The 22,816-nt window shown below is 72.6% G+C and carries 20 protein-coding genes; 10 read left to right on the forward strand and 10 right to left on the reverse strand.

From position 1 onward, the window contains the following. Position 1: 1 nt before the first annotated feature. Together ACQPZF_RS31070 and ACQPZF_RS31075 are read left to right on the forward strand one after the other, a co-directional pair. Positions 2-373: a hypothetical protein gene (locus ACQPZF_RS31070; RefSeq protein WP_433263025.1), complete on the forward strand. Its 372-nt coding sequence runs from the start codon at positions 2-4 to the stop codon at positions 371-373. Positions 374-419: 46 nt separating this feature from the next. Continuing rightward, a complete protein-coding gene (locus ACQPZF_RS31075) occupies positions 420-1,346 on the forward strand; it encodes a hypothetical protein (RefSeq protein ID WP_433263027.1) in 927 nt (308 codons plus the stop codon). Between the two features lie 91 nt (positions 1,347-1,437). Here the strand turns inward: ACQPZF_RS31075 and ACQPZF_RS31080 are convergent, their stop codons facing one another. Both ACQPZF_RS31080 and ACQPZF_RS31085 read right to left on the reverse strand, forming a co-directional pair. Continuing rightward, complete coding sequence (locus tag ACQPZF_RS31080) at positions 1,438-2,304, reverse strand: GNAT family N-acetyltransferase (RefSeq protein ID WP_433263029.1); 867 nt, start codon at positions 2,302-2,304, stop codon at positions 1,438-1,440. A 42-nt stretch (positions 2,305-2,346) separates the two neighbouring features. Then, positions 2,347-3,309, reverse strand: a complete 963-nt coding sequence (locus ACQPZF_RS31085) for a DNA topoisomerase IB (RefSeq protein ID WP_433263031.1) — start codon at positions 3,307-3,309, stop codon at positions 2,347-2,349. A 75-nt stretch (positions 3,310-3,384) separates the two neighbouring features. Here ACQPZF_RS31085 and ACQPZF_RS31090 point away from each other — a divergent pair, with 75 nt between their 5' ends. Further along, on the forward strand, positions 3,385-4,521 hold the full coding sequence (locus ACQPZF_RS31090; RefSeq protein WP_433263033.1) for a carboxylate-amine ligase: 1,137 nt from the start codon (positions 3,385-3,387) through the stop codon (positions 4,519-4,521). A 14-nt stretch (positions 4,522-4,535) separates the two neighbouring features. Next, positions 4,536-4,895 (forward strand): STAS domain-containing protein, encoded by a 360-nt coding sequence (locus ACQPZF_RS31095; RefSeq protein ID WP_433263035.1) that lies wholly within the window; start codon positions 4,536-4,538, stop codon positions 4,893-4,895. Between the two features lie 180 nt (positions 4,896-5,075). Here the strand turns inward: ACQPZF_RS31095 and ACQPZF_RS31100 are convergent, their stop codons facing one another. Both ACQPZF_RS31100 and ACQPZF_RS31105 read right to left on the reverse strand, forming a co-directional pair. Next, entirely contained in the window at positions 5,076-5,504 is a 429-nt protein-coding gene (locus tag ACQPZF_RS31100) for a nucleoside deaminase (protein ID WP_433274769.1), read from the reverse strand. Between the two features lie 32 nt (positions 5,505-5,536). Further along, positions 5,537-8,149 (reverse strand): CHAT domain-containing protein, encoded by a 2,613-nt coding sequence (locus ACQPZF_RS31105; protein WP_433263037.1) that lies wholly within the window; start codon positions 8,147-8,149, stop codon positions 5,537-5,539. A 78-nt stretch (positions 8,150-8,227) separates the two neighbouring features. Here ACQPZF_RS31105 and ACQPZF_RS31110 point away from each other — a divergent pair, with 78 nt between their 5' ends. The 5 genes from ACQPZF_RS31110 to ACQPZF_RS31130 all read left to right on the forward strand — a co-directional run bounded on the left by ACQPZF_RS31110 (position 8,228) and on the right by ACQPZF_RS31130 (position 14,138). Then, positions 8,228-9,430 (forward strand): S8 family peptidase, encoded by a 1,203-nt coding sequence (locus ACQPZF_RS31110; protein WP_433263039.1) that lies wholly within the window; start codon positions 8,228-8,230, stop codon positions 9,428-9,430. Positions 9,431-9,502: 72 nt separating this feature from the next. Then, positions 9,503-10,129 carry an RNA polymerase sigma factor gene (locus ACQPZF_RS31115; protein WP_433263041.1) on the forward strand — a complete coding sequence of 209 codons (627 nt, stop codon included), beginning with the start codon at positions 9,503-9,505 and terminating at the stop codon, positions 10,127-10,129. Then, positions 10,101-10,559, forward strand: a complete 459-nt coding sequence (locus ACQPZF_RS31120; protein ID WP_433263043.1) for a hypothetical protein — start codon at positions 10,101-10,103, stop codon at positions 10,557-10,559. The genes ACQPZF_RS31115 and ACQPZF_RS31120 overlap by 29 nt, the downstream gene beginning before the upstream one ends. A 179-nt stretch (positions 10,560-10,738) precedes the next feature. Then, complete coding sequence (locus ACQPZF_RS31125) at positions 10,739-11,941, forward strand: S8 family peptidase (RefSeq protein ID WP_433263045.1); 1,203 nt, start codon at positions 10,739-10,741, stop codon at positions 11,939-11,941. Positions 11,942-12,125: 184 nt separating this feature from the next. Then, positions 12,126-14,138 (forward strand): diguanylate cyclase domain-containing protein, encoded by a 2,013-nt coding sequence (locus ACQPZF_RS31130; RefSeq protein ID WP_433263047.1) that lies wholly within the window; start codon positions 12,126-12,128, stop codon positions 14,136-14,138. Here ACQPZF_RS31130 and ACQPZF_RS31135 read toward each other — a convergent pair. The 5 genes from ACQPZF_RS31135 to ACQPZF_RS31155 all read right to left on the reverse strand — a co-directional run bounded on the left by ACQPZF_RS31135 (position 14,098) and on the right by ACQPZF_RS31155 (position 20,376). Continuing rightward, positions 14,098-14,844, reverse strand: a complete 747-nt coding sequence (locus tag ACQPZF_RS31135; RefSeq protein ID WP_433263049.1) for a class I SAM-dependent DNA methyltransferase — start codon at positions 14,842-14,844, stop codon at positions 14,098-14,100. The two genes, ACQPZF_RS31130 and ACQPZF_RS31135, sit on opposite strands and share 41 nt — an antisense overlap. A gap of 70 nt (positions 14,845-14,914) precedes the next feature. Continuing rightward, entirely contained in the window at positions 14,915-15,505 is a 591-nt protein-coding gene (locus ACQPZF_RS31140; protein WP_433263051.1) for a GTP-binding protein, read from the reverse strand. A 52-nt stretch (positions 15,506-15,557) separates the two neighbouring features. After that, the gene (locus ACQPZF_RS31145) at positions 15,558-15,980 is read right to left on the reverse strand and encodes a roadblock/LC7 domain-containing protein (RefSeq protein ID WP_184696067.1); all 423 of its coding nucleotides are present in this window, start codon (positions 15,978-15,980) and stop codon (positions 15,558-15,560) included. Further along, positions 15,977-19,096 (reverse strand): nitrate- and nitrite sensing domain-containing protein, encoded by a 3,120-nt coding sequence (locus tag ACQPZF_RS31150; protein ID WP_433263054.1) that lies wholly within the window; start codon positions 19,094-19,096, stop codon positions 15,977-15,979. The genes ACQPZF_RS31145 and ACQPZF_RS31150 overlap by 4 nt, the downstream gene beginning before the upstream one ends. 254 nt (positions 19,097-19,350) lie before the next feature. Further along, positions 19,351-20,376: an ABC transporter substrate-binding protein gene (locus tag ACQPZF_RS31155; protein ID WP_433263056.1), complete on the reverse strand. Its 1,026-nt coding sequence runs from the start codon at positions 20,374-20,376 to the stop codon at positions 19,351-19,353. 232 nt (positions 20,377-20,608) lie between these two features. Between ACQPZF_RS31155 and ACQPZF_RS31160 the strand changes: the two genes are divergently transcribed. Continuing rightward, on the forward strand, positions 20,609-21,763 hold the full coding sequence (locus ACQPZF_RS31160) for a 4-hydroxybenzoate 3-monooxygenase (RefSeq protein WP_433263059.1): 1,155 nt from the start codon (positions 20,609-20,611) through the stop codon (positions 21,761-21,763). A gap of 167 nt (positions 21,764-21,930) precedes the next feature. Here ACQPZF_RS31160 and ACQPZF_RS31165 read toward each other — a convergent pair whose 3' ends face one another. After that, positions 21,931-22,815 carry an ABC transporter ATP-binding protein gene (locus tag ACQPZF_RS31165; protein WP_433263061.1) on the reverse strand — a complete coding sequence of 295 codons (885 nt, stop codon included), beginning with the start codon at positions 22,813-22,815 and terminating at the stop codon, positions 21,931-21,933. Position 22,816 lies beyond the last annotated feature (1 nt).

Below are 22,816 nucleotides of genomic sequence, written 5' to 3' on the forward strand. Positions count from 1 at the left end.
CATGGCGAACCTGTCCTGGCCCCAGCGCACGGCGCTGGCACTCGGCGCGCTGCTCATGGTGTGGGCACTGGTCGACCTGGTGGCCGGGCGGGCGCCGCTGGGCGTGCTGCACGGGATCACCGGACTCGCGGTGCTGGCGGCGGCCTTCCGCACGCGGGCGGCCCGGTTCGTCGGCACGTTGATGGGCTTGGTGTTCCTCGTCGTGTTCGCCTACGGGGTGGGTGACCCGAACGGGCCGCTGGACGCGGGCTTCCTCGGCAACGGGGCGCACCTGCTGCTCGGCTTCGCGTCGGTCGGCATCGCGGAGAGCTGCGTGTGGTGCGAGCAGCGCGCCCGGACGCTCCGGGCCGGCCGCACGGGACGGTTGCCCTAGGCCCCCGCCGGGTATGTCTTCCGGTGACGTCAACCGGGAGGACCACATGCGCACCACGGGCTGGCACGAGGTCGTCGGGATGGACGGCCCCTTCGTGTCGGTGTACCTCGATGTGAGTGATCACGTTGACCTGCGGTGGCGCGCGCTCCGTGACCAACTGGACGGGGCCGGGGCGGACCCCGGGTCGCTGGCGGCGGTCGGGTCGGCCCTCGACACCGGGCTGTCGTCGGGCGGCCGGGCGGTGGGGCGCGGGCTGGTGGCGTCCGAGGGCCGCGTGCTGATCGACGCCGATCTGCCGCTGCCGCCTTCCGGGTACACCGCGCGGTTCAGCGCGTTGCCCTACCTGCTGCCGCTGGTGGACTTGTCCGAGCCGCTGCTGCCGCACGTGGTCGTGCAGGTCGGTTCGCACGGGGCGGACCTGCGCGGCGTCGACCCGAGCGGACGGCCGGTGGCGGTCGCCTCGGTGGGCGCGCGGCGGTCCGACCGGCGACTGGCCGCGGCGGAGCTGGCCGACGTCGCCCAGGAGGCCACCGCCCTGGTGGACCGGCTCGGCGCGCCGCTGCTGGTGCTCGCCGGTCCGCTGTCGTCGAGGCGGTCGCTGCGGGTCGCGCTGCCGAGTCGGTACCGCCACCTGGTGGTCGAGGTGGACGGCGCGCCGGACCGGGCGGTGCTGCACCTGGCCGGCCGGGCGAACCAGGACGCGCGGCGCGCGGTGGTGCAGCGGTTCCGCGACGAGTCCGCACGGCTGACCGGCCGGGCGGTGCACGGGGTGGCGCCGGTGCAGGAGGCGCTGGAGGCCGGGACGGTCGACACCCTGCTGCTGACCGATCCGCTGGTGGGGTCGCGGATGGCGGACGGCGGACGGGCCGACGAGGTCCTGCCGTTGCTGGCGGTGGCCTCCGGGGCGGACATCGCGCTCGTCGGCGGGGCGGTGCGGCTGCACGAGGACGTCGGCGCGCTGCTCGCCGGGTGATGGCCGGCCGTGCCCGTCGATGCCGTGTCCCTCCGCTGCCGTGCCTCTTCCACCAGGTGACCCGCCGCACCGATGACCGGGGATTCCCGGGCTAGCCGGCCCGGCACAGGTCCCGGACCTCGGCGCGTTGCCGGAAGCCGGCTGACCGGTAGGTGGCGACCGCGCCGACGTTGGCGCTCGGGGTGCAGACGACCACGCTCGACGAGCCCAGCTCCCGAAGCGCCGCCGCCGCGGCGACGGTGATCGCCTTGCCGTAGCCGCGACCGCGGTGTTCCCGGTGCACGCCCATCGGCTCGATCAACCCGGGCCTCCCCGGACCGGCCGACCACACCGTCACCGTCGCCACCGCGTCGCCCCGGTCGTCGTACGCGACCAGACAGCGGGCGTCGGCGTAGGGCGCTCCGCCCGCCATCGCCTGCCAGCCCGCCTCGGTGAACGTCGAACGGTCGAACGCCGCCCGCTGCACGGCGGCCCGCACGACCGCCTGCCCCGGCCCGATCACCTCGATCCGCACGCCCGGGTCCTCCACCGGCTCGGTGAGGTCGCGGAGCAGCGGCGTCCACGGCTCGTCGGTGTGCCAGCCGCGCTCGGACAGCAGGTCCTGGAGCAGCGCGCCCCTCGGCGCCTCGATGCACACCCTGCCCTCCGGCAGCACGCCGCGCTCCGGCTCGGCCACGTCCTCGACCAGCCGCCGCGCCAACTCCTCGTCCCGGTGGGCGTCCGGCGCGATCGTCAGCCGCAACAGTGTGGGCTCGTCCAACAGCCCGACGGCCAGCATCCGTCCGTCCCGGCTCCACGTCCGGACCGCCGCGGCCGTCGCCTCCACGCCGAACCGCCAGAACCAGCCGAGGTCCCCCGGATGCAACTGCATCGGCGCGCCGTCGTGCTGCCACTCCCGCAGCACGCCCACAGCGTCATCCAGCCCCTCGACCCCCGGCCTGCCCACCACGATCGCCATACCCCTGATCACACACGACCGCACCGACCGCCCGCACCCGGATTAGTCGCCCAACAGCTTCACGACCGCCTTCTCGATCTCCTCGCGGTCGTCACCGGAGGGCCGCACAACGGTCCCCTTGTCGAACAACGCGACGAGCCTGGGGTCCACATAGGACTTTCGGGTGACGGCGGGGGTGTTTCCCAAGTGGTCGGACACCTCCCGCATCACTTCCGCCTCCACCCGCTTGCGACCGCGTTTCGACGCCGGGCGCTCGCTCCGGGCGAACGCCACCGCCGCCAGCACGGTCGCGTGCCAGGTGCGCAGGTCCTTGACCGAGTACTCGTCACCGACCAGTTCCTTGAACCGCTCGTTCACGTCCTCGGCGGTCACCCCGCGCCCGGACTGGTCGACCAGGAGCCGGTCCTCGCCGGAGCGGTTCCGCAGCAACGCCTTCACCGCACGGGCCAGGTCCGCGTCCGCCACGCTCGTGGTGAACCGGATGCCGCCCTTGGCGGGGTAGCAGAAGTCCACCGTCGACCCGCGCACCCCGACGTGCGAGCACAGCAGGGTCGCGACCCCGTGCGAGCCGTTGTCCTCCGCGTACGACTCGCCGCCGATCCGGAACACGCCGCGGTCCAGCATGGCCAGCGCCACGGCCACCACCCGCTCCTGGGTGCGGCCCCGGCCGCGCAGCGCCCGACCCACCTCGGCCCGGAAGCCGGGCAGCGCCGGCGCCAGCGACAGCACCCGGTCGTGCTTCTCCTCGTCGCGCTCCTGCCGCCACCGGTCGTGGTACAGGTACTGGCGGCGGCCGGCCGAGTCCGTGCCCACCGCCTGGAGGTGGCCGTTCGCGTGCGGGCACACCCACACGTCGCGCCACGCGGGCGGGATGGCCAGCGACTTGATCCGGGCCAGTTCCTCGGCGTCCGGGACCGCGCCGGTGTCGTCGGTGTAGCTGAAGCCCCGGCCACGGGGGCGACGACGCCAGCCGGGGCCGCTCGGGTTGCTGCGGCGCAGTCTCACCAAGGCGTGGTGCCCGGACCGGGGACAGGTGAACTTTCCGGGTTGAAGTCGGCGCGGTTTGGGTATGGGACGCCCATGACGCAGCCCTGGACCGTGGGCGTCGAGCAGGAGTTCCTCCTGGTCGACCCCGAGTCGCGCCGTCCGGCGGCCTGCGCCGCGGAAGTCGCGCGGCACGCGGGCGACCTGCTCGACGTGCAGCGGGAGCTGACGCCGTACCAGATCGAGGTCGCCACGCCGGTCTGCCACACGTCCGCCGAGCTGGCCGAACAGGTCCTGCTCGGCCGCACCCACCTGGCCGACGCCGCGCGCGCCGCAAGCTGCCGGCTGCTCGCGGCCGGCGTGCCCCCGGTCGGCACGGCCGGACCGCCGCCGGGCTCGTCGGACGACCCCCGCTACCGGCTGGTGGAGCACTCGCACCGGAGGCTGCTCGGCGGGCAGGGCGTGTGCGGGCTGCACGTCCACGTCGGCGTGCCGGACCGGGACACCGCCGTCCGCGTGTCGAACGCGCTGAGACCCTGGCTGCCGACGCTGCTCGCGCTGAGCGCGAACTCGCCGGTCGAACAGGCCGCGGACACCGGCTACGCGAGCTGGCGCTCGATCGTCTGGTCGCGCTGGCCGGTCGGCGGGCCGCCCCCGCACCTCGACTCGGCCGAGCACTACGACCACCTGGTGCGGACCCTCTTGCAGACCGAGGTCGTGCTGGACGTCAACATGGTCTACTGGGACGTCCGGCCGTCCTCGCACGTCCCGACGGTCGAGGTCCGGGTAGCGGACATCCCGCAGACCGCCCACGAGGTCGTCGTCATCGCCGAACTCGTCCGGGCGTTCACGCGCACCGCCGGCACCGCCGCCGAGTCACCCGAACGGGTGGACGACGTGCTGCTGCGCGCCGCCTACTGGCGTGCCGCGCGGGACGGCGTGGACGGGCTGGGCGCCGACCCGCGCACGGGCCGCCTGCTGCCCGCGCGGGACCTGGCCGCCGAGCTGGTCGCGTACTGCGCGGACGCGCTGCGCGACGCGGGCTCCCTGGAGGCCGTGGAAGATCACCTGGAGTGGCTGCGCGCCAACGGGAGCGGGGCGGCACGCCAGCGCCGGGCGTTCGGCGCCTCGCCCGACGCGCGTGACCTCGTCGACCTCCTGCTGGCCGAGACCGTCGCGGACGGCCGAGCCCGACTACCGTGGACCACGCACCGCACCGGCGGTGTGCGATGAGAGAGGAGACCGGCGTGCCAGAACCCGCGGCAACGCTCGCGTCCGTGCGGGTGGACGAGCCGGCGGACGGTGTGGTGGTGCTGCACGTGTCGGGCGAACTGGACACGAGCAGCGCGGACGAGCTGGCCAAACCGCTGAAGAGCACCCTGGTGCAGGGTGTGCGTGCGGTGGTGGTCGACCTGACCGGGGTGCGGTTCCTCGGCTCGGCCGGCCTGGAGGCTCTCGTCACGGGCAGCAAGCGGGCGACCGAGCTGGGCGTCCCGCTGCTGCTGGTCGCGGCCGGGCGCGCGGTGCTGCGCCCGATCGAGGCGACCGGACTGGCCACGGTGTTCACCATCGTCCCGACCGTGGACGAGGCGATGGCGAAGGTCTGAGCGGACGGCGCAGCGCACCGCCCCCGGACCGGGGGCAGTGCGCCCGCCGGCGCGCGCCCGTCCCGGCGGTGTCCTCGCACCACAGCCACCCGCCGGCCCGCGTCAGTCCCGGCCGACGTCCTCAGACGACAGCCACCCGCCGGCCGTGTCCTCGCACCACGGCCGCCTGCCGGCGGGGCGTCAGTCCCGGCCGATGTCCTCGAACCACAGCTCGGGGCGGGCCGCGATGAAGTCGCTCATCAGCTCGAAGCACGCCGGGTCGTCCAGCACGGTGATCCCGACCCCGTGCTCGGCCAGCCAGTCGTGGCCGCCGTGGAACGTGCGGGCCTCGCCGATCACGACCCGGCCGATCCCGAACTGGCGGACCAGCCCGCTGCAGTACCAGCACGGTGACAGCGTGGTGACCATGACCGTGTCCCGGTAGGTCCGCCGCCGGCCCGCGGCGCGGAAGGCCGCCGTCTCGGCGTGCGTGGACGCGTCGCCGTCCTGCACGCGCCGGTTGTGGCCGCGGCCGAGCAGCGTGCCGTCCGAGGCGAACAGCGCGGCCCCGATCGGGATTCCGCCCTCGGCCAGCCCGGTCCGGGCCTCCTCCACCGCCACGGCGAGCATGTCCTGTGGGTCCACGCGGGCCAACCTACCGCTCAGGCTCCGAAGCACAGGAAACCGACGCTGGCCGCGAAAGCCGCGTCACCGCCGTCCACGTGCGCTTCCTGCGCCCCCGCCAAGGCCACCGCCGGGCTCTGCCCCGACCCCAGCCGCCGGTGCAGGTCCACCATCAGCGGCGTCGTCATCTCGGCCGGCACCGGCACGACCGGCGCGACCAGGGTCCGCGTGCCCAGGCCCAGCAACGCGGCCGTGAAGCCCATCAGCTCGTCGCCGGGACGCACCGCCGACAGGCCCGAGTCGCACGCCGACAGCACGACCCGCGCGGGAGGGGTGCGGAGGCGTTCCAGGTCGTAGACGGTCAGCGGGCCGTCGGCCAGTTCCAGCGCCGAGAACAGCGGGTTGTCCGCGCGGAACGAGCCGTGCGCCGCCACGTGGGCCAGTGGCGCGCCGTCCATCGCCGACGCCACCGCGTCCACCGTCGCCGCATCGCCCACCAGCACCGACGCCGCCCCCGCGAGGGGCGTGATGGCGGCGATCTCGGTCGGCGCGGCGGGCAGGCGCGGACCGGCGGCCAGCACCGCCCGGTTGTGCGGCACATGGGACGACGCCGCCGCCCGCAGCCACACCGTGGCGGACGGCACGACCGTCACCGAACGGCCGCGGCACCCCGGCAGCGCCGCCCACGGCAGGCCGCCCAGCACCCCGGTCGGCGCGAGCACCAGCGGACGCCCGTCGACCCTGCGCCGCAGCGGGGCCAGCAGCCGGCGGTCCAACAGGGCCGCCGCGTGTTCCGCGCCCGCCCGCACGGCCGTCCGGTCCAGGTGCTCGGGCAAGGTCACCAGGCGGTGCAGGGCGAACCGCAGCAGCCGGATCTCCCGCACCGGGCCGTCCACCGGACCCAGCCGGTGCAGGCTCGCCCGGCCGCCCGCCACCACCACGGCCAGCAGCGCGCCCTCGAAGTCGATGTACTCGACCAGCGCCGCGTCGCCCAGCGCCCACGCCAGGTCGCGCACCGCCGGCACCCGGTGCACCGCTCCCCCGCCGCTGGTCCGCCGGGTCAGCTCGCGCACCCGCTGCTCGCCGCGCAGCCGCCGCTGGCGCAGCGCCGCCGTCGGCTTCCCGGCCAGCAGCGCCAGGTCGATGTCCGACGTCACCGCCCGCAGCTCGGCCAGCGCGTCGGCCAGCCCCGAGTCCTCCGGCGGACGCGCGGGCGTCATCCGCAGCGCACCGGCCCGCCAGCTCTCCGCCCAGCTCAGCACCCGGCCCGCGAGCCCGCTCGCGACCGCCGACCGCAGCCCCTCCAACGCCAGCGCCTTGCCCTGCGCCCCGCTCAGCGCCCGCAGCTCCGCCGCGCCCAGCGACACCCGGTACTCGTCCAGCAGCACCAGCCCGCGCCGCAACGCGATCTGCGCGCCCCGCGCGTTGCCCTCCAGGTCCCGCCGCAGCGCCTCGGCGTACCAGCCCTGCACGCGGTGCGCCGCCGGACCGCCCCGCCGCGCCGCGCCCGCCGCCGTCAGCTCCGCCAGCGCACGCCGCCGGTCACCCAGCTCGCGGGCGATCAGCGCGGCGTCCACCCGCGCCTCCAGACCCGCCATCCGCCAGCCCAGTTCGGCCAGCCTGGACGCCACCCGCGCCATCGCCGTGCACAGCGACCGCGACCGCTCACCGCTCAGGTACGCCGCGCGCAGCTCCAGGTGCCGCGCGCCGACCTCCCACACCTCGCGCTTCTCGCGGCGGAAACCCTTGCGCGCCAATACCGCCATCCGCAGGGCCAGGTCCAGGTCGCCCTCCATGAGCGCGATCCGCGCCCGGTAGAACAACGCCTCCGACCGCGCCAGCACCAGGCTCTTGCCCAACTCCGCCAACGCCCGGTCGGCCGCCGCCCGCGCCTCCTCCAGCAGCGGCACGGACACCAGCAGCTCCAGCCGGTTGATCAGCAGCGCCGGCCGCGGCACCTCCAGCCGCCGGTACTCGCGCTCGGCCTCGGCGAACATGGTCAGCGCGCGCGGCACGTCCCCCGCGCGGGACGCCGAGATGCCCGCGTTCCACCGCACGTCGGCGACGGCCAGCTCCTGGTCCAGCTCCCGGTAGAGCGCGGCGGCCCGGTCGAAGTCCTCGTCGGCCGCCCGCAGGCCGCCGGTGTAGGCCCGCAGCAGCCCCCGGTTGTTCAACGCGCGCGCCTCCACCAGCCGCTCGCCGAACCGCCGCACCACTTCGATCGCGCCGTTGTAGTCCCGCAGCGCCTCGTCGTACCGGCACAGGTAGTGCAGCACCAGCCCCCGCTGCATCTGCCCGCTGCCCGCGTCCGCGCCACGCAGATCGGGCAACGCCGCGTTGATCGCGCGCAGCGCCAACGCGTGCCGCCCGGTGTTGGACAGCACGAACGCGAGGCTCATCCGGGCGAGCGCGGCCAGCCTCGGCGAGTTCGCGCCTTCGGCGATCCGCACCGACCGCCGGAGGTGCCGCAACGCCCCGTCGAAGTCGTGCAACTCGCGCAGCGAGAGGCCGATCGCGCGCTCCGCGATCGACGCTTCCTGCGCGTCGTCCGCCGCCCGCGCCGCGCGCAGCGCGGAACGGCCCATCACGATCGCCGCGTGCGGATCCCGTTGCCGGGCCTCCAACGCGGCGGTTGCGGAAACCGCGGTCACGAGAACACACCTTATTACCCGGACCGCTGTGGTAGCTTGATCAAGCTCAGCACCCCTCCACGCTGCTGTGAGGCCCCGGTGTCCGAACCGTCGAACCGCCCAGAGCTGTACCAGAAAGCGTTCGAGCAGGCGATCCGGGAGCACCAGAACTTCCGCCTCCACGCGGAGCGCGGCCGGGAATTCCTGTTCGTCGCACGCGAGTTGCTGACCATTCCGGAGGACGTCGACCGGGTCGGTCGGAAACTGGCGCAGAACGGCATCCCCCACGAGCGGGGCAAGGAATTCGCCGGGATGTCCCGGCTGATCCTGCCGCGCAACCCCGACGACATCCCCGCCGTCGTCCGGCTGCTGCGCGACCCGCGCCAGTGGCCCGGCGAGCGGGTGCCCTTCCTGCAGCCGCACCACGTGGTGGTCGGCCACGGCGGCAACATGCACGGCAACCCCGGCCAGCCGCCGCGCGTCGCCGAGGCGCTCCCGGACCCGGCGAAGGGCACCGAGGGCCAGGGCAAGGGCGTGGTCGTCGGCATCCTCGACACCGGCATCTCGAAGACCGCCGCCACCGACCACCCGCGGTGGCTCGGGGGCGCGTTCCTCCCGAAGCCCGACGAGGTGGACGCCGCCTACGCGCACACCGACGTGTTCGCGGTGGAGGGCGGGCACGGCACGTTCGTCGCGGGCGTCGTCCGGCAGGCCGCGCCGGGCGTCCGGTTCGACCCGGAGAAGGCGCTCGATCCGTCCGGGCTCGGCACCGAAGAGGACTTCGCGCGGGCGCTGTCGTCGTTCGACGAGCGCGTGCAGGTCGTCAACCTCTCGCTGGGCTGCTTCACCCAGGACGACGTGGCCTCCGAGCCGATCCGCCGGGCGCTGCGGCAGGTGCCTGCCACGACCGTGGTGGTCGCGTCGGCGGGCAACCAGGGCACCAACCGGCCGAGCTGGCCCGCCGCGCTGCCCGGCGTGGTGGCGGTGGCCGCCGTCGCGCAGGAGCGGGACGGCTCCCGCGCCCCCGCGTGCTACTCGAACTTCGGGCATTGGGTGGACGCGTGCGCGGTCGGCAACCGCACCAGCACGTACCTGAAGGGCAAGTGGGTGCTGCCGGGCGACCCGGCGGTGGACGTGTTCGACCTGTGGGCCTACTGGCTGGGCACGTCGTTCGCCGCGCCGCACGTGGCGGGGCGGATCGCGGAGACCATGACCACGCACGGCTTGTCCGCGGTCGCCGCGCGCGACAAACTGCTCGCCGGACCGGAGTTCTTCCCCGGCTACGGAATCCTGGTGGATTAGTCGTATCTGGCGGCGGGGTCCGCCCTCCGTAGTGTGTGGAAGCAACGAGGAGACCGAAGCCCAGGAGGGGACGTGACCCCTGCATCCCCGATCGCCGCGCTGGTCCGCGCGGCGGCGGCGGGCGACCAGCGTGCCTGGAACGAGATCGTCGACCGGTACACGCCGCTGGTCCTGTCGGTGATCTACCGGCACCGGCTGCGCCCGGCGGATGCGGCGGACGTCAACCAGACCCTGTGGCTGCGCCTCGTGGAGCAGATCGGACGCCTTCGGGATCCCGATGCGCTGCCCGGCTGGATCTCCACGACCACCCGCAACGAGTGCCTGCGCATGCTCCGCCTGCAGCACCGCACCCAGCCGTACGACCCGCTGTCGGACGACGAGCCGGCCAGCCCGGTCGACGCGGTGGCGGACCTGGACGAGGAGATGGAGGCAGCGCAGCGGCGGCAGGCCCTGCGCGACGGCTTCCGGCTGCTCTCCGAGCAGTGCCGGGAACTGCTCGCCAGGCTGATGGCCGACCCGCCGCCCAGCTACGCGACGGTCAGCGAACAGCTTGCGATGCCGGTCGGCAGCATCGGGCCGACCCGCATCAGGTGCCTGGAGAAGCTGCGCAGAACACCCGCGGTGATGGGGTTCCTCGACCCGCGGCCGGTCGGCGGAGGAGGTGTGCTCGGTGAGCGGTCCGGGGTGGGAAAGCGATGAGGTGCTGCTGCGCGAGCTGACCGAGGCCCTGGCCGAGGCGCGGACCGTGCCGCCGGAGTTCGCCGAGGCCGCCCGCGCGGCCTACACGTGGCGGACCGTCGACGCGGAGCTGATGCTGCTGACGAGCTACGACTCGATCCTGGACGCCGAGCTGGCGGGCCGGGCGCGGGCCGCGCTCACCGCACGGCAGCTCGTGTTCGACGCCGAGGGCATCTCGGTGCAGGTGGAGGTCACCGAAGCCGGCGTCGCGGGCCAGGTGCTGCCCGCCCGCCCGAGCCGCGTCACGCTGCTCACCGCGAGCGGACCGGCGGAGGAGGCGGAAGTGGACGAGCTGGGCTGCTTCCTGCTCGGCCCGCCCCCGCCGGGACCGGTGCGCTTGCGCATCGAGACCGACGGCACGACCGTGGTGACCGACTGGGTCTGCGTCTAGCCCCGTCGCGGCGGTCACCCGCTCGCGACGGGGCACTTTGCCGCCTTCGGTAGACCGGCTTCCCTTGCCAGGCAACAAAAAACAGTGTCGCAAAACCCGTGCCACCGCACCGGCCGCACTGCTACGTTGGTCGAACCCCCCTCACCCCGTCAGTCACGACTGTTGTGGAGAGGTGTTTGATGTCCGAACCGCCGAACCGGGCCGAGCTGTACCAACAAGCGTTCGCCCGAGCGGTGCTCCACCGCCCCGACATCCGGCTGCACGCCGAGCAGGGGCGCGAATTCCTTTACGTGGCAGGCGAGTTGCTCACCATCCCCGAGGAGGTCGACCGGGTCCGCGAGAAGCTGACCCAGAAGCTCGTCGACAACGAGCGCGGCCAGGACTTCGCGGGCATGGCCCGCCTGGTGCTGCCCCGCCACCCCGACGAGATCCCCGCGATCGTCCGTCTCCTGCGCACCCCCGCGCAGTGGCCGGGCGAGCGGGTGCCGTACGTGCAGCCGCACCACGTGCTGGTCGGTCACGGCGGCAACATGCACGGCCATTCGGTGCAGCCGCCGAAGACGACCCCCGCGCTGCCCGACCCGTCCCCGGACGCGGCGGGCGACGGCAAGGGTGTGCTGGTCGGTCTGGCGGACACCGGCATCTCCCGCACCGCCGAGACCGACCACCCGCGCCTGCTGGGCGGCGCGTTCGTCCCGCACGCGGACAAGGTGGACGAGGCCTATTCGCACGACGACGTGTTCGCGCTGGAAGGAGGGCACGGCACGTTCGTCGCGGGCGTGCTGCGGCAGGCCGCGCCGAGTGTGCGGTTCGACGTGGAGAAAGCCTTGGACGCCAACGGTCTGGGCACCGAGGAGGACCTGGTCCGGGCGCTGTCCTGGTTCGGCGAGCACGTCCACGTGGTGAGCCTGTCGCTGGGCTGCTTCACGCAGGACGACGTGGCACCCGAACCGGTCCGGCGGGCGGTGGCCGCGCTGCCGGACTCGGTGGTGGTGGTCGCGTCGGCGGGCAACCAGGGCACCAACCGGCCCTGCTGGCCCGCCGCGCTGCCGCGGGTGGTCGCGGTGGCGGCGGTCGCCGAGGAACGGGACGGTTCCCGTGCGCCCGCGTGCTACTCCAACCACGGGCACTGGGTGGACGCCTGCGCGGTCGGCAACCGCGCCAGCACGTTCCTGCGGGGAAGGTGGGAACTGGCCGGTGACCCGGCCGTGGAGGCGTTCGACCTGTTCGCCTACTGGCTGGGCACGTCGTTCGCCGCGCCGCACGTGGCGGGGCGGATCGCGACGATGATGTCCCGGCAGGGCCTGTCCGCGGTGGAGGCGCGGGACCAACTGCTCACCAGCGCCGAATTCCACCCGGGCTACGGGGTTTTCGTGGCGTGACACAGGCACGGCCGGCCTCGCGCCCGAGGGTGATCACCTCAAGCACGGGGCCGGCCGCGTGCTTTCCCGACGCCGGATGTGCCACTCGGTGCGAGGTTGTCGGCCGCAAGCCTTGACGTGAGGCGTGCCGGGTCCGCAAGATTTGCGGAACTGATCATATGCACCACACTTTCCGCCTCACGCGATGACCGACTCGGCACCGGACCAGCAAGCCTCGGAAGGCCCTTCCGCGGCCGTTGCCACCTGCGCCGAGTCGTGGACCGAAGCCCTGCTCGCGAGCGCGCGGGTGCCGATGGCCCGGCCCGCGATCCGCACCCACCTGGCGGACGACGTGCAACGGCTGCTGGAAATCCTTGCCGCGCCCGAGTTCCGGCCGGACGGGGCGGCGGAGGTCGGCGAGTGGCTGGTGTCCGCGCGGTTCACCGGGCCGACGAGTCTCCGGTGCAGCATCGAGGTGCTGGGCGCGGCGCTGGCCGACGCGCCGCCCGAGCGGGTCGCGGCGGTGCTCGGCGCGGTCGCCGCCGGGTACGCGCACGGCGTGCGAAGACAGGCCCTCGCCGAGCAGGAGGACGTGCGGGCGGCGCTGGCGCGGGCCCGGCAGGACCTGCACGACAGCGAGGCGCGGTTCCGGCGGCTGTTCACGTCGTCGGCGGCGGGCATCGCGATCTTCGACCTGGACGGCGGGGTGGTGGAGGCGAACCCGGCGCTGGTGCGGATGCTCGGGCACGCCGAGGGCAACGCCGGTCCGGACCCGGACGAGCTGTTCGAGCCGGGCGACCTGGCCGCGCTGCGGTCCGCGTGGGCGTCCGGGGACGAGGCGCGGACCGAGTTGCGGTTCACCGGTCCGCTGGGTGATCCGATGTGGACGACGGTGGCGCTGTCGCTGGTGCGCGACGCGGACGGGCGGCCGAAGTGCCGCATCGCGGTGATCGAGGACGTGACCGAGCAGCGGATGCTGCGCGACTACCTGCGGCACCAGGCGCTGCACGACGTGCTGACCGGGCTGCCGAACCGGCAGAGCTTCCTGCCCAAGCTGGAGGGGGCGCTCAGCCAGCCGGGGTCGATCACGTTGTGCTACCTGGACGTGGACAGCGTGGCGATCGTCAACGACGGCATCGGCTACGAGGCGGGCGACGAGCTGCTGAGGGTGGTGGCGCGGCGGCTGACCGCCGTGGTGGCCGGGGAGAACGCGACGGTGGCCCGGATCGGCGGTGACGAGTTCGTCGTGCTGATCGAGGATTCCCCCGCGACACCGAGCATTTCCGCGCTGGCCGAGGCCATCGACACGGAGCTGTCCGAACCGGTCTACCTGTCCGGGCACGGTGTCGGGGTGTCGGCGGGCATGGGTTTCGTGCGCACGACGGCGCAGGGCCTGGACGCGATGTCCCTGCTGCGCCAAGCGCACAGCACGCTGCGGCGGGCGGAGAGCGGCGGCAAGGGGCAGTGGGGCATCTACGACGCCGGCCAGGACGCCCGCGACCGCACCCGGCTGTCGTTGATCGCCACCATGCCGAGAGCCCTGGAGAACGGCGAGATCGCCATCGACTACCGACCGGTGATCCGGGTCGGCGAACCGCCGCACGGCGACGAACAGCACAGCGGCGAGCAACACGGCGGCGAACAACAGCGAGACGAACAACACGGCGAGCAGGTGGCGGTGGCGGCGCGACTTCGTTGGGACGAGGCCGAGTTCGGCGTCGTGGGGCACGAGGAGTGCCTGGACTTCGCGGACACCCTCGGGCTGAGCGGGCACCTGGGCGCGTGGCTGCTGGAGGAGGCGTGCTCGTTCGCGGCGGCGGAGGAGTTGCCGGTCATCGTGCGGCTCTCCGCCGACCAGTCACGCGACCCGGACCTGGCCGCGGTGGTCGCGGAGGCGGTGCGGACCTCCGGCCTCGCCCCGGACCGGCTCTGGCTGAGCCTGGACGCGGCCTGTCTGGCGAGCTGGTCGGAAGCGCTGGAGGACAACCTGACCACGTTGGCGGACATGGGTGTCCGCCGGCTGCTGCACGGATTCACCTGCGGCCTGCGGGAACTCGCCCTGGTGCGGCGGCACGCGCTGCACGGCGTCGAGCTGGACGAGCCGCCGGACGAGCCGCTGGCCCGCGAAGCGCTCGCGATGCTGGTGCCGATGCTCCGGTCGGCCGGCGCCCTGGTGATCAGCGGGACGCCGGGAGCGGACCTGGCCGTGCGATGGTGATGATCTCGCGGCTGTCGTCGCCGAACCCGCCGCGGTCCCAGTCGCCGAACCGGGCGTGGACCGACAACCCGCTGTCCGCCAACAACCCGTCGACCTCGCCCGCGTCGAGGAACCGCAGCGATCCCCGGCTCACCTGAGGTTCCGGCCACCGCGGGCCGCTGAACGTCTCGCTCAACCGCACGACACCGTCCACGACGCTCTCCACCTCGTGCGCCACGGTCACCCGCGCACCGTTCGGATCGGTGATCTCGGTGGCGTTCTCCGGCGTCCACCGCTCCCACGGCCGCAGCGCGGGATTGCGCGTCTCGAACGCGAACCGCCCGGTCGGCTCCAACGCCCGCCGGATCGCGGTGAACGTCGCCCGCACCTCGTCGTCGGTGAGGAGCACCTGGAACGCGTGCCCGGTCATCACCACGAGGTCGAACTCGTGGTCCCAGGACGTGGTGCCCAGATCGCCTCGCACCCACTCGATGTCGGCCCGCGCCCGCGCCTGCGCGAGCATCCCGTCCGCCGGGTCCAGCCCGCACAGCCGACCGGGGTGCCCGGCGTCACGCGCGGCTTTCAGCAGCAGCCCGGTGCCGCAGCCCACGTCCAGCACCGAGGACGCGGACATCACCAGGTCGAGGTAGAAGTCGTCGCTCGGGCCCCAGGCGTTGATCGTGTCGTAGAGCGCGGCCAGTTCTTCGCTTTCGTAGGAGTCAGGCACACACCGAGTCTGGCCGAACACGGCGGCGGGGTCACGGGGATTTCCCACGACCCCACCGGCGGCAAAGGCCTCAGGCGAACGTCGGCTGCCGCATCGCGTGCTGCACCAACGTGATCAACGTCTGCTTGGTCGACTGCCGGTTCCGCGCGTCGCACGGCACGATCGGCACCGACTGGTCGATCGTCAGCGCCTCCCGGATGTCCTCGATGCGGTGGTGCAGCAGGCCGTCGAAGCAGTTCACGCCGACCACGTAAGGCAGTTCGCGGTCCTCGAAGAAGTCGATCGACGCGAACGCGTCGGACAGCCTCCGGGTGTCCACCAGCACGACCGCGCCGATCGCGCCCTTCACCAGGTCGTCCCACATGAACCAGAAGCGGTGCTGACCGGGCGTGCCGAACAGGTACAGGATGAGGTCCTGGTCCAGGGACACCCGGCCGAAGTCCATGGCCACCGTGGTGGTCATCTTGTTCGGCGTGTTGGACAGGTCGTCCACGCCGACGCTCGCCTCGGTCATCACCGCCTCGGTGGTCAGCGGCACGATCTCCGACACCGAGCCGACGAACGTGGTCTTGCCGACGCCGAAGCCGCCGGCGACCACGATCTTGGTCGACGTGACCGTCAGGCTCGGTGTGCCCGGCCGTTCGGGAGCACCACCGCTCATGTTGCTTCCGCTTTCCCTAGTAGTGCCCCGAAGTGATGCCCCGGAAGGCGTCTCACCCGCGCATCGCGACGTGCAGCCGCGAGCGGATCTCCGGGGTGAGCTGCACGCCCACCCGCTCCACCAGCCGGGTCATCGCGTACCCGATGAGGCCGATGTCGCAGTTCGGCGCGGCCAGCACGGCCAGGCAGGACCCGTCGCTGATGGACATCAGGAACAGGTAGCCCCGCTCCATCTCCACCACGGTCTGCTTGACGTCGCCCGCCTCGAAGCAGCGCGCCGCCCCGAGGTTGAGGCTGACCAGGCCGGACGCCACCGCGGCGAGCTGCTCCGCGCGGTCGATCGGCAGGCGTTCCGAGGACGCCAGCAACAGGCCGTCCGCGGACACCACGATCGCGTGCGCCACGCCCGCGACCCGGCTCACGAAGTCGTCGACCAGCCAACTGAAGTTGTCGAGTTCTTCGGCTGCGGTGGTCACTTCTGCTCCTTGGTCTGGTTGCCGGGGTTGTCTCCGTTGCCGAACGGCAGGCCCTCCCAGGGCATCCCGTTGTCGTCGGCGTTCTCACGGCCGAGTTGGACCCCGCGCTGGTAGGTGGCGAGCCGCTGCCGCAGGCGGTCGGCGGACCGGCGCGGCGGCGCGGTGGTGACGCCCGCGGCGGAGGCCGAGCTGCCGTTCGCGGACGACGGGGTCGACGCCGGGCGCGACGACGCGGGCGCGGTGAGCGAGCCGGGCATCAGGCGGGCGTTGGGCACCCGCTTGGGCAGGCCCGCGGTGGTGGTGTCGTCCACCGAGGACTTGAGCACGCTGCCGGCGGCGGCCCAGCCGTCGTCGGCCGGGCCCCAGCTTGGGCCGGGGTTGGCGGCGGCGGGCACCGGGGACGGCGCGGGCGCCCGCTTGGGCAGGCCGGCGGCGGTGGGCTCCGGTTCGACCCGTTCCGCGGGCTGGTCGGGTTCGCCGACGAGGTCCACCCGGTCCGCGTACACGGTCTGCTCGGACGCGTTGTCCGGTCCGACCAAGTCCAGCCGGTCGGCGAACATCGTCCTCTCCGCCGGGGACTCCGGCGGGACCTCTTCGTGGGACTTCTCCCGCACCGCCGCCTCCGCCGCCTCGCCGCCCTGGAACCAGCGCGACAGCACGTCCTCGTAGATCGGCAGCCGCTGAGTGGACGCGTCGTCCTCCTCGACGACGATCGGCGGCGGAGGCGGGGCGGGTGAACCGGGGTAGGAGTAGTCGGGCGCGTCCTCGCGCGACGGCGGCGCCACGGTCTCGACCACGGTGGCGGTGAACAGGTCCGCCGCCGGGGTCTGCTCGACCTGGAAGAAGTTCGTGCTGTCCTCCGCCGGCGTGGACACCACCTGCGGGAACGGCGCGGGCGTCGACTCGGCGGGCGACAGGAACGGCGCGGGCGTCGCGTCCGGGCGGCCGAACGACGCGGGAGGCTGGTCCGGCGTCCACTTCGGCACGCCGGCGAGCACGCCGCCCCCGCTCGCCTCCAGCTCCAGCGGCGCCTGGCGGTGCGGCAGCGCCGGGGTGGCGGGGCGGGCCTGCGCCGGCTCGGGGCCGCGGTGCAGCAGCGACACCGGCAGCACGACCTGGGCGGTCACGCCACCCTCTATGTCGTCGTTGTTGCTCAGCGTCACCCGGATCTCGTGCCGCTTGGCGAGCTGGCCGACCACGTACAGGCCCATCTCGCGCGCCACCGACACGTCGACCTCGGGCGGTTCGGCGAGCTTGTGGTTGGAGTCGATGATGTCCTGCTCCTGCATGCCCACGCCGCGGTCGTGGATGCGGATGGACACCTCGCCGCGGCGGGTCTCGATGGCCCGCACGGTGACCTTGGTGGTGGGCTTGGAGAACGCGGTGGCGTTGTCCAGCAGCTCGGCGATGAGGTGCGCGAGGTCGTTGACCACGCGGCCCTGCACCCTCAGCTCCGGCGCGGGCGCGACCTGGACGCGGGCGTACTTCTCGACCTCGGACACCGCCGCGCCGAGCACCTCGGCGATCGGCACCGGCCGGGTGACCCGGCGGTTGACCGTGGTGCCGGAGAGCACCAGCAGGTTCTCGCTGTTGCGGCGCATCTGGGTGGCGAGGTGGTCCAGCTCGAACAGGCTGGCGAGCTGGTCGGGGTCCTGCTCGTCCTGCTCCAGCCGGTCGATGACGGTGATCTGCCGTTCGACCAGGGCCTGCGAGCGGCGCGAGAGGTTGATGAACATGTCGTTGACGTTCGCGCGCAGCGCCACCTGCTCGACCGCGAGGCGCACGGCCTCGCGCTGCACGGCGTCGAACGCCCGCGCCACCTGGCCGACCTCCTCGGTGGTGTGGATCGGCACCGGCACCAGCGACTCCTCCGCGGCCCGCGACGGGTCGCGGTGCGTGCGGATGCGCTTGATCGCCTCCGGCAGGCGGTTGCGGGCCAGGTCCATCGCGGAGCGGCGCAGCACCCGCAGCGGCGTCAGCATCGACCGCGCCACGAACGCCATGAGGGCGAACGCGATCAGCAGCGCGACGGCGACCAGCGCCGCGTCCCGCCACGCGGCCCCGCGGGCGATCTCGGTCAGGTCCACCGACGCGCGGTCGGCCTGCTGCTCGATGTCGATCGCGACCGTCCGGATGAGGGCGGCGGTCTCCTCGCCGACCCGCATCACCTCGGCGTCCGAGATGGACACCTCGTCGGTCTCCTCCTGCTGCACCAGGGCGAGCTGCACCAGCCGGCTGCGGGCGTCCACCGAGGCCCCGGACACCACGTCGGAGTACCGCTGGCGGTTCTCCTGGCTCGCGGTGTTGGCGAAGTCGGTGAGCGCCGCGTCCAACCGGGACTGGGCGGCGCGCAGGGCGTTGACCTGGCCCGGCGCGAACTCGCCGCGCTTCGCCGTGGACAGCAGGATGGCGTTCTGCTGGAAGAGCTGCTCCTTCGCGCCGTACAGCGCGAGGTTGGCGCCGGAGAGCGGGGTGATCGTCTCGTTGCTCAGGCTGCTCGCGGTGGCGCGCTGCACCTGGGCGAGGGCGCTGAGGATCTGGGTGTACGCGCTGGCCACCGAGATGTCCGGGTACCTGGTGGTCAGCGTGGTGTTGCGCAGCGAGGGCAGGCCGTCCAGCGACTGCAGCGACTTCTGGAACGAGTCGAGCACGCTGTCCTCGACGCCCGACGTGGCGGCGGCGACATCGCGGTACTTGCCGACCTCCGTGTCGACCTTCGCGGACCGCGTGGTCAGCTCGCCGCTGTTGTCGGCCCGGCCGCCGGCGACGAACCACACGGCCGCGTCGCGCTCCAGTTGCAGCGCGTCGGAGACGGCCGCGGCCTGGGCGGAGAGCTGGAGCTCCCGCTGCACCTTGCCGAACAGCTCGACGTCGTCGAGCTGGGTGTTGAGCCGCAGGCCCGCGAGGGCGAGCGTGCTCAGCGCGGGCACCAGCAGCACCACGGCGAGCTTGCTGCGCAGTCTCCAGTTGCGCAGCCGCCACCGGGAGATGCCCCGGTCGGCGGGTGCGGTGGTGCCTGTGCCCGGACCCGAGTCGGGCGGAACGGCGTCCGCGGCCTTGTCGGGTCCAGTCCGCTCCGGATCTCTCCCGGAGGCGTGGTCATCGTGACCGCGCACCGTCAGCACACTCCCCAGCCCCCCAGCCAGTTGACGAACATCCCTACAAACCCGGTGGATCTTGGTGGAAAATCCCCGGTCCTCATACCGCCGTTCGGACGAGAACAGCGGTATTTTGCAAATCAACCATTGTCCCGCGAGGTCAAGTGCGCCGGGCTAAACGATCGCTAACCCGGGTTCAAGGTTTTTCATGCTGCCGACCAGCGGGAAACTGCTCGGGGAAGCCCGTCTCCGGGCTCCCCCGAGGCCGCGGCTCAGCCGCCGGAAGCGGTGACCAGCATGGGCTTGACGTCGAAGTCCTTCTCCAGCAAGCCATAGGTCTTCATCAGGGTCGCGACCCGCTGCAACCGGGTGGCGTCCAGCGTGGTCGGGAACTCGCCGAAGTGAACCAGGCTGGCGGTTTCCTTGTCGACCTTCGCGTACTCGACCAGCAGCGGCTCCACCGTGGGGCGGTCGGCGGCGTCGCGCTGGCCCTTGGCCATCGCGCGCTGGAACGCGGCGACGGTGTTCGGGTTCTCCTTGGCGAACTTCCCGGTCGTGCCGTAGCCGGCGACCGGGATGCCGTCGGTCGGGCCGGACGCGGCGTCCAGCACGCTGACCGCGCCGATCGCGCGCTGCGCCTTGCTGATGAACGGCTCCACCATGAACGCGGCGTCGACGGTCTTGTTCTGCACCGCCGCCTGCATGTCCCCGAACGCGAACTCCTTGAAGGTCACGGACTTCGGGTCCACGTCGTTCGCTTCGAGGGTCGCCTTCGCGGTCAGCTCGGCGATGTTGCGGAACGTGTTGATCGCGATCGTCTTGCCGGCCAGGTCCTTCGGCGACTTGACCGTGGAGTCGGGGCCGGTGAGGATCAGGAACATCTCGGGTTTGGCCTGGTAGCCGTCGTTGATCAGCTTCAGGCCGTCCACGCCCTTGGCCGCGTCCTTGGCCTCCGCGGCGAAGAACGAGACCCAGTTGCCGAAGGTGATGTCGAGTTCGCCGTTGATCAGACCCGGGATGGCCGCGGCGCCACCCTGGATCGAGATCGGCTCGATCTCCAGACCTTCGTCCTTGAAGTAACCCTTCTTGATCGCGACGTGCACCGACGCGACGTCGAGGATCGGGAGCAGGCCAAGCTTGATCTTGGCCTGCTCGACCTTGCCCGGAGCTGCGGCGGCGTCGGTGGGCTTGGCCTCGGAACCACCGAGCAGACCACAGCCGGAGACCACGGCGAGCATCGCGATCGCGGACAGACCGCCGATGATCCTTCTTGCCGAGAGGCCGACTCTACGAGTCATGGGGGGCATCTCCTGTTGGAGTGGCGACATTGCGGGGGCAGGATGCACGGGCGACAGGGCCGAGCAGAACCACTCAAAGTGACTTCGGTGGTTCGGCAAGACCCCAGTCGACCGACACTTGAAGGCTGATCCACTACCTTCGGTGAGCATCTTTGCACAGGCTGTCCAGAGGTTGGGGTACTCGGTGAGCGATCTTGATGGGGAATGGGCCGGACAGAGCAACCGCCGTCCGGTGGGAATCGTCGGAGCGGGACCGGCCGGCCTGACGTTGGGCAACCTGCTCCAGCAGGCCGGAATCCCTTGTGTGGTACTGGAACGCGGCAGCCGCGAGTACATCGAGACCCGTCCCCGCGCGGGCGTCATGGAGCACCGGGCCGTCCAGATGCTGAGCCGGCACGGGTTGGCGGACCGGTTGCTCCAGGAGGCGGACCGCCACGGGGCCTGTGAATTCCGGGTCGACGGGCAGGCCTACGAAGTGGACTATTCGTCGCTGTACGACGGGCAGACCCACTACGTCTACCCCCAGCAGGAGGTCGTGAAGGACCTCGTGGCCGCGTTCGTCAACGGCGGCGGGGACGTCCGGTTCGACGTCCAGGACGTGGCGCTGCACGACATCGAGAGCCCGGCACCGTCGCTGACCTGGACTACCGCCGACGGCACGCGGGAGAAGCTGGACTGCGCGTTCATCGCCGGGGCGGACGGCTTCCACGGCGTGACGCGGCGCAGCATCCCGCCGGGCGCGATCCAGGAGTTCTCCCACCAGCACGGCATCGAGTGGCTGTCCATCCTCGCGGAGGCGCCGCCGTCGACGCACAAGGTAATCTACGCGCTGCACCCGGACGGCTTCGCCGGGCACATGCTGCGCAGCGCGACGGTTTCCCGGTACTACCTCCAGGTCCCGGTGGACGACACCGTGGACAACTGGTCGGACGAACGGGTCTGGGCCGAGTTGCACAAGCGGCTCGCGCTGCGCGACTCCGACTGGTCGCTGACCGAGGGCCGCATCATCGAGAAGCGCATCCTGGACATGCGCAGCCACGTGGTGGAACCGATGAACCACGGCAGCCTGTACCTGCTCGGCGACGCGGCGCACATCATCACGCCGGTCGGCGCAAAGGGAATGAACCTCGCTTTGCACGACGCCGAGGTGCTCGCCACCGCACTGACGGGGTACCACCGTACGGGTGACGACACCGGACTGCGGTCGTACTCGGAGGTGTGCCTGCGCCGGGTGTGGCGTGCGCAGGAGTTCTCGCAGTGGATGGTCTTCATGATCCACCGCTCGCCGGAGCCGTTCCTGAGCCGGTTGGGGCAGGCGCGACTCGAACACCTCATCGGGTCCGGCGCCTCCGCCGGGTATTTCGCGCAAAACTACGTCGGCCCCTGAACGGCGGTCGCCCGCCCCGCGAAAGCGAAAGGCGGGCGACCCGACACAGCTTGCGGGAAAAGCCGGCCGGATCGGGAATCGCCCGCCCGTCAACACCGCGGTATGCCGTCGCGAAACGGCCGCGCGGTATCGGGGATCACCCGCCCCGCGAATGTCGCGGTATACCGTCAGGAAGTGGCCGCGCGGTCCTGTGCTTCCGTGCGCGACACCTCGGCCCGTTCCGCCTCGGCCCATTTCGCGGCCGAGTGCTCATTCGCCTTCCGCCGCGGCCGGCGCTGCTCCGCGCCCTTGCCGACGTTCAGCAGCCGCGCCACTTCCCCGCGCAGCGCCACGAAGGCCTCCGACTCGCGCGTGGTGATCTGGTCGCGCCGCGCGGGCAGGTCGACCGGCAGGTCCGCCACCACCGAGGCGGGCGACCCGGACAGCACCAGGACGCGGTCGCCCAGGTACACGCTCTCGTCGATGTCGTGGGTGACCACCAGCACCGTGGTGTCGTGCTCGTTCTTGACCTTCAGCAGCAGGTCCTCCAGCTCGAACCGGGTCTGCGCGTCCACCGACGCGAACGGCTCGTCCATCAGCAGCAGGGCGGGCCGGTAGGCCAGGGCCCGCGCGATGGCCACGCGCTGCTGCATGCCGCCGGAGAGCTGCCACGGGTACTTGCGGGTCGCCCCGGCCAGGCCCACCCACTCCAGGGCCTCGGCGGCACGGGCCCGGCGCGCCCGCCGGCCCAGCGACCGGCGCAGCGGGAACTCCACGTTCTTCTGCACCGACAGCCACGGGAACAGCGAGCGGCTGTAGTCCTGGAACACCACGGCCAGGTCGTCCGGCACGCCGTGGACGGCGTTGCCGTGCAGGGCGATCGCGCCCTGCGTCGGGCGGATTAGGCCCGAGATCGTGCGGAGCAGCGTGGACTTGCCGCAGCCCGAAGGGCCGACGACGCAGACCAGCTCGCCCGCGCCGACCGTGAACGACAGGTCGGCGATGGCGGTGTGCGCGCCGTCCTTCGCCTGGTAGGTATGGCCGAGCTCGGCCACGGAAAGCATCGCGGTCATG

It is taken from the genome of Actinosynnema sp. CS-041913, assembly GCF_050942485.1.
Classification (GTDB): Bacteria; Actinomycetota; Actinomycetes; order Mycobacteriales; family Pseudonocardiaceae; genus Actinosynnema.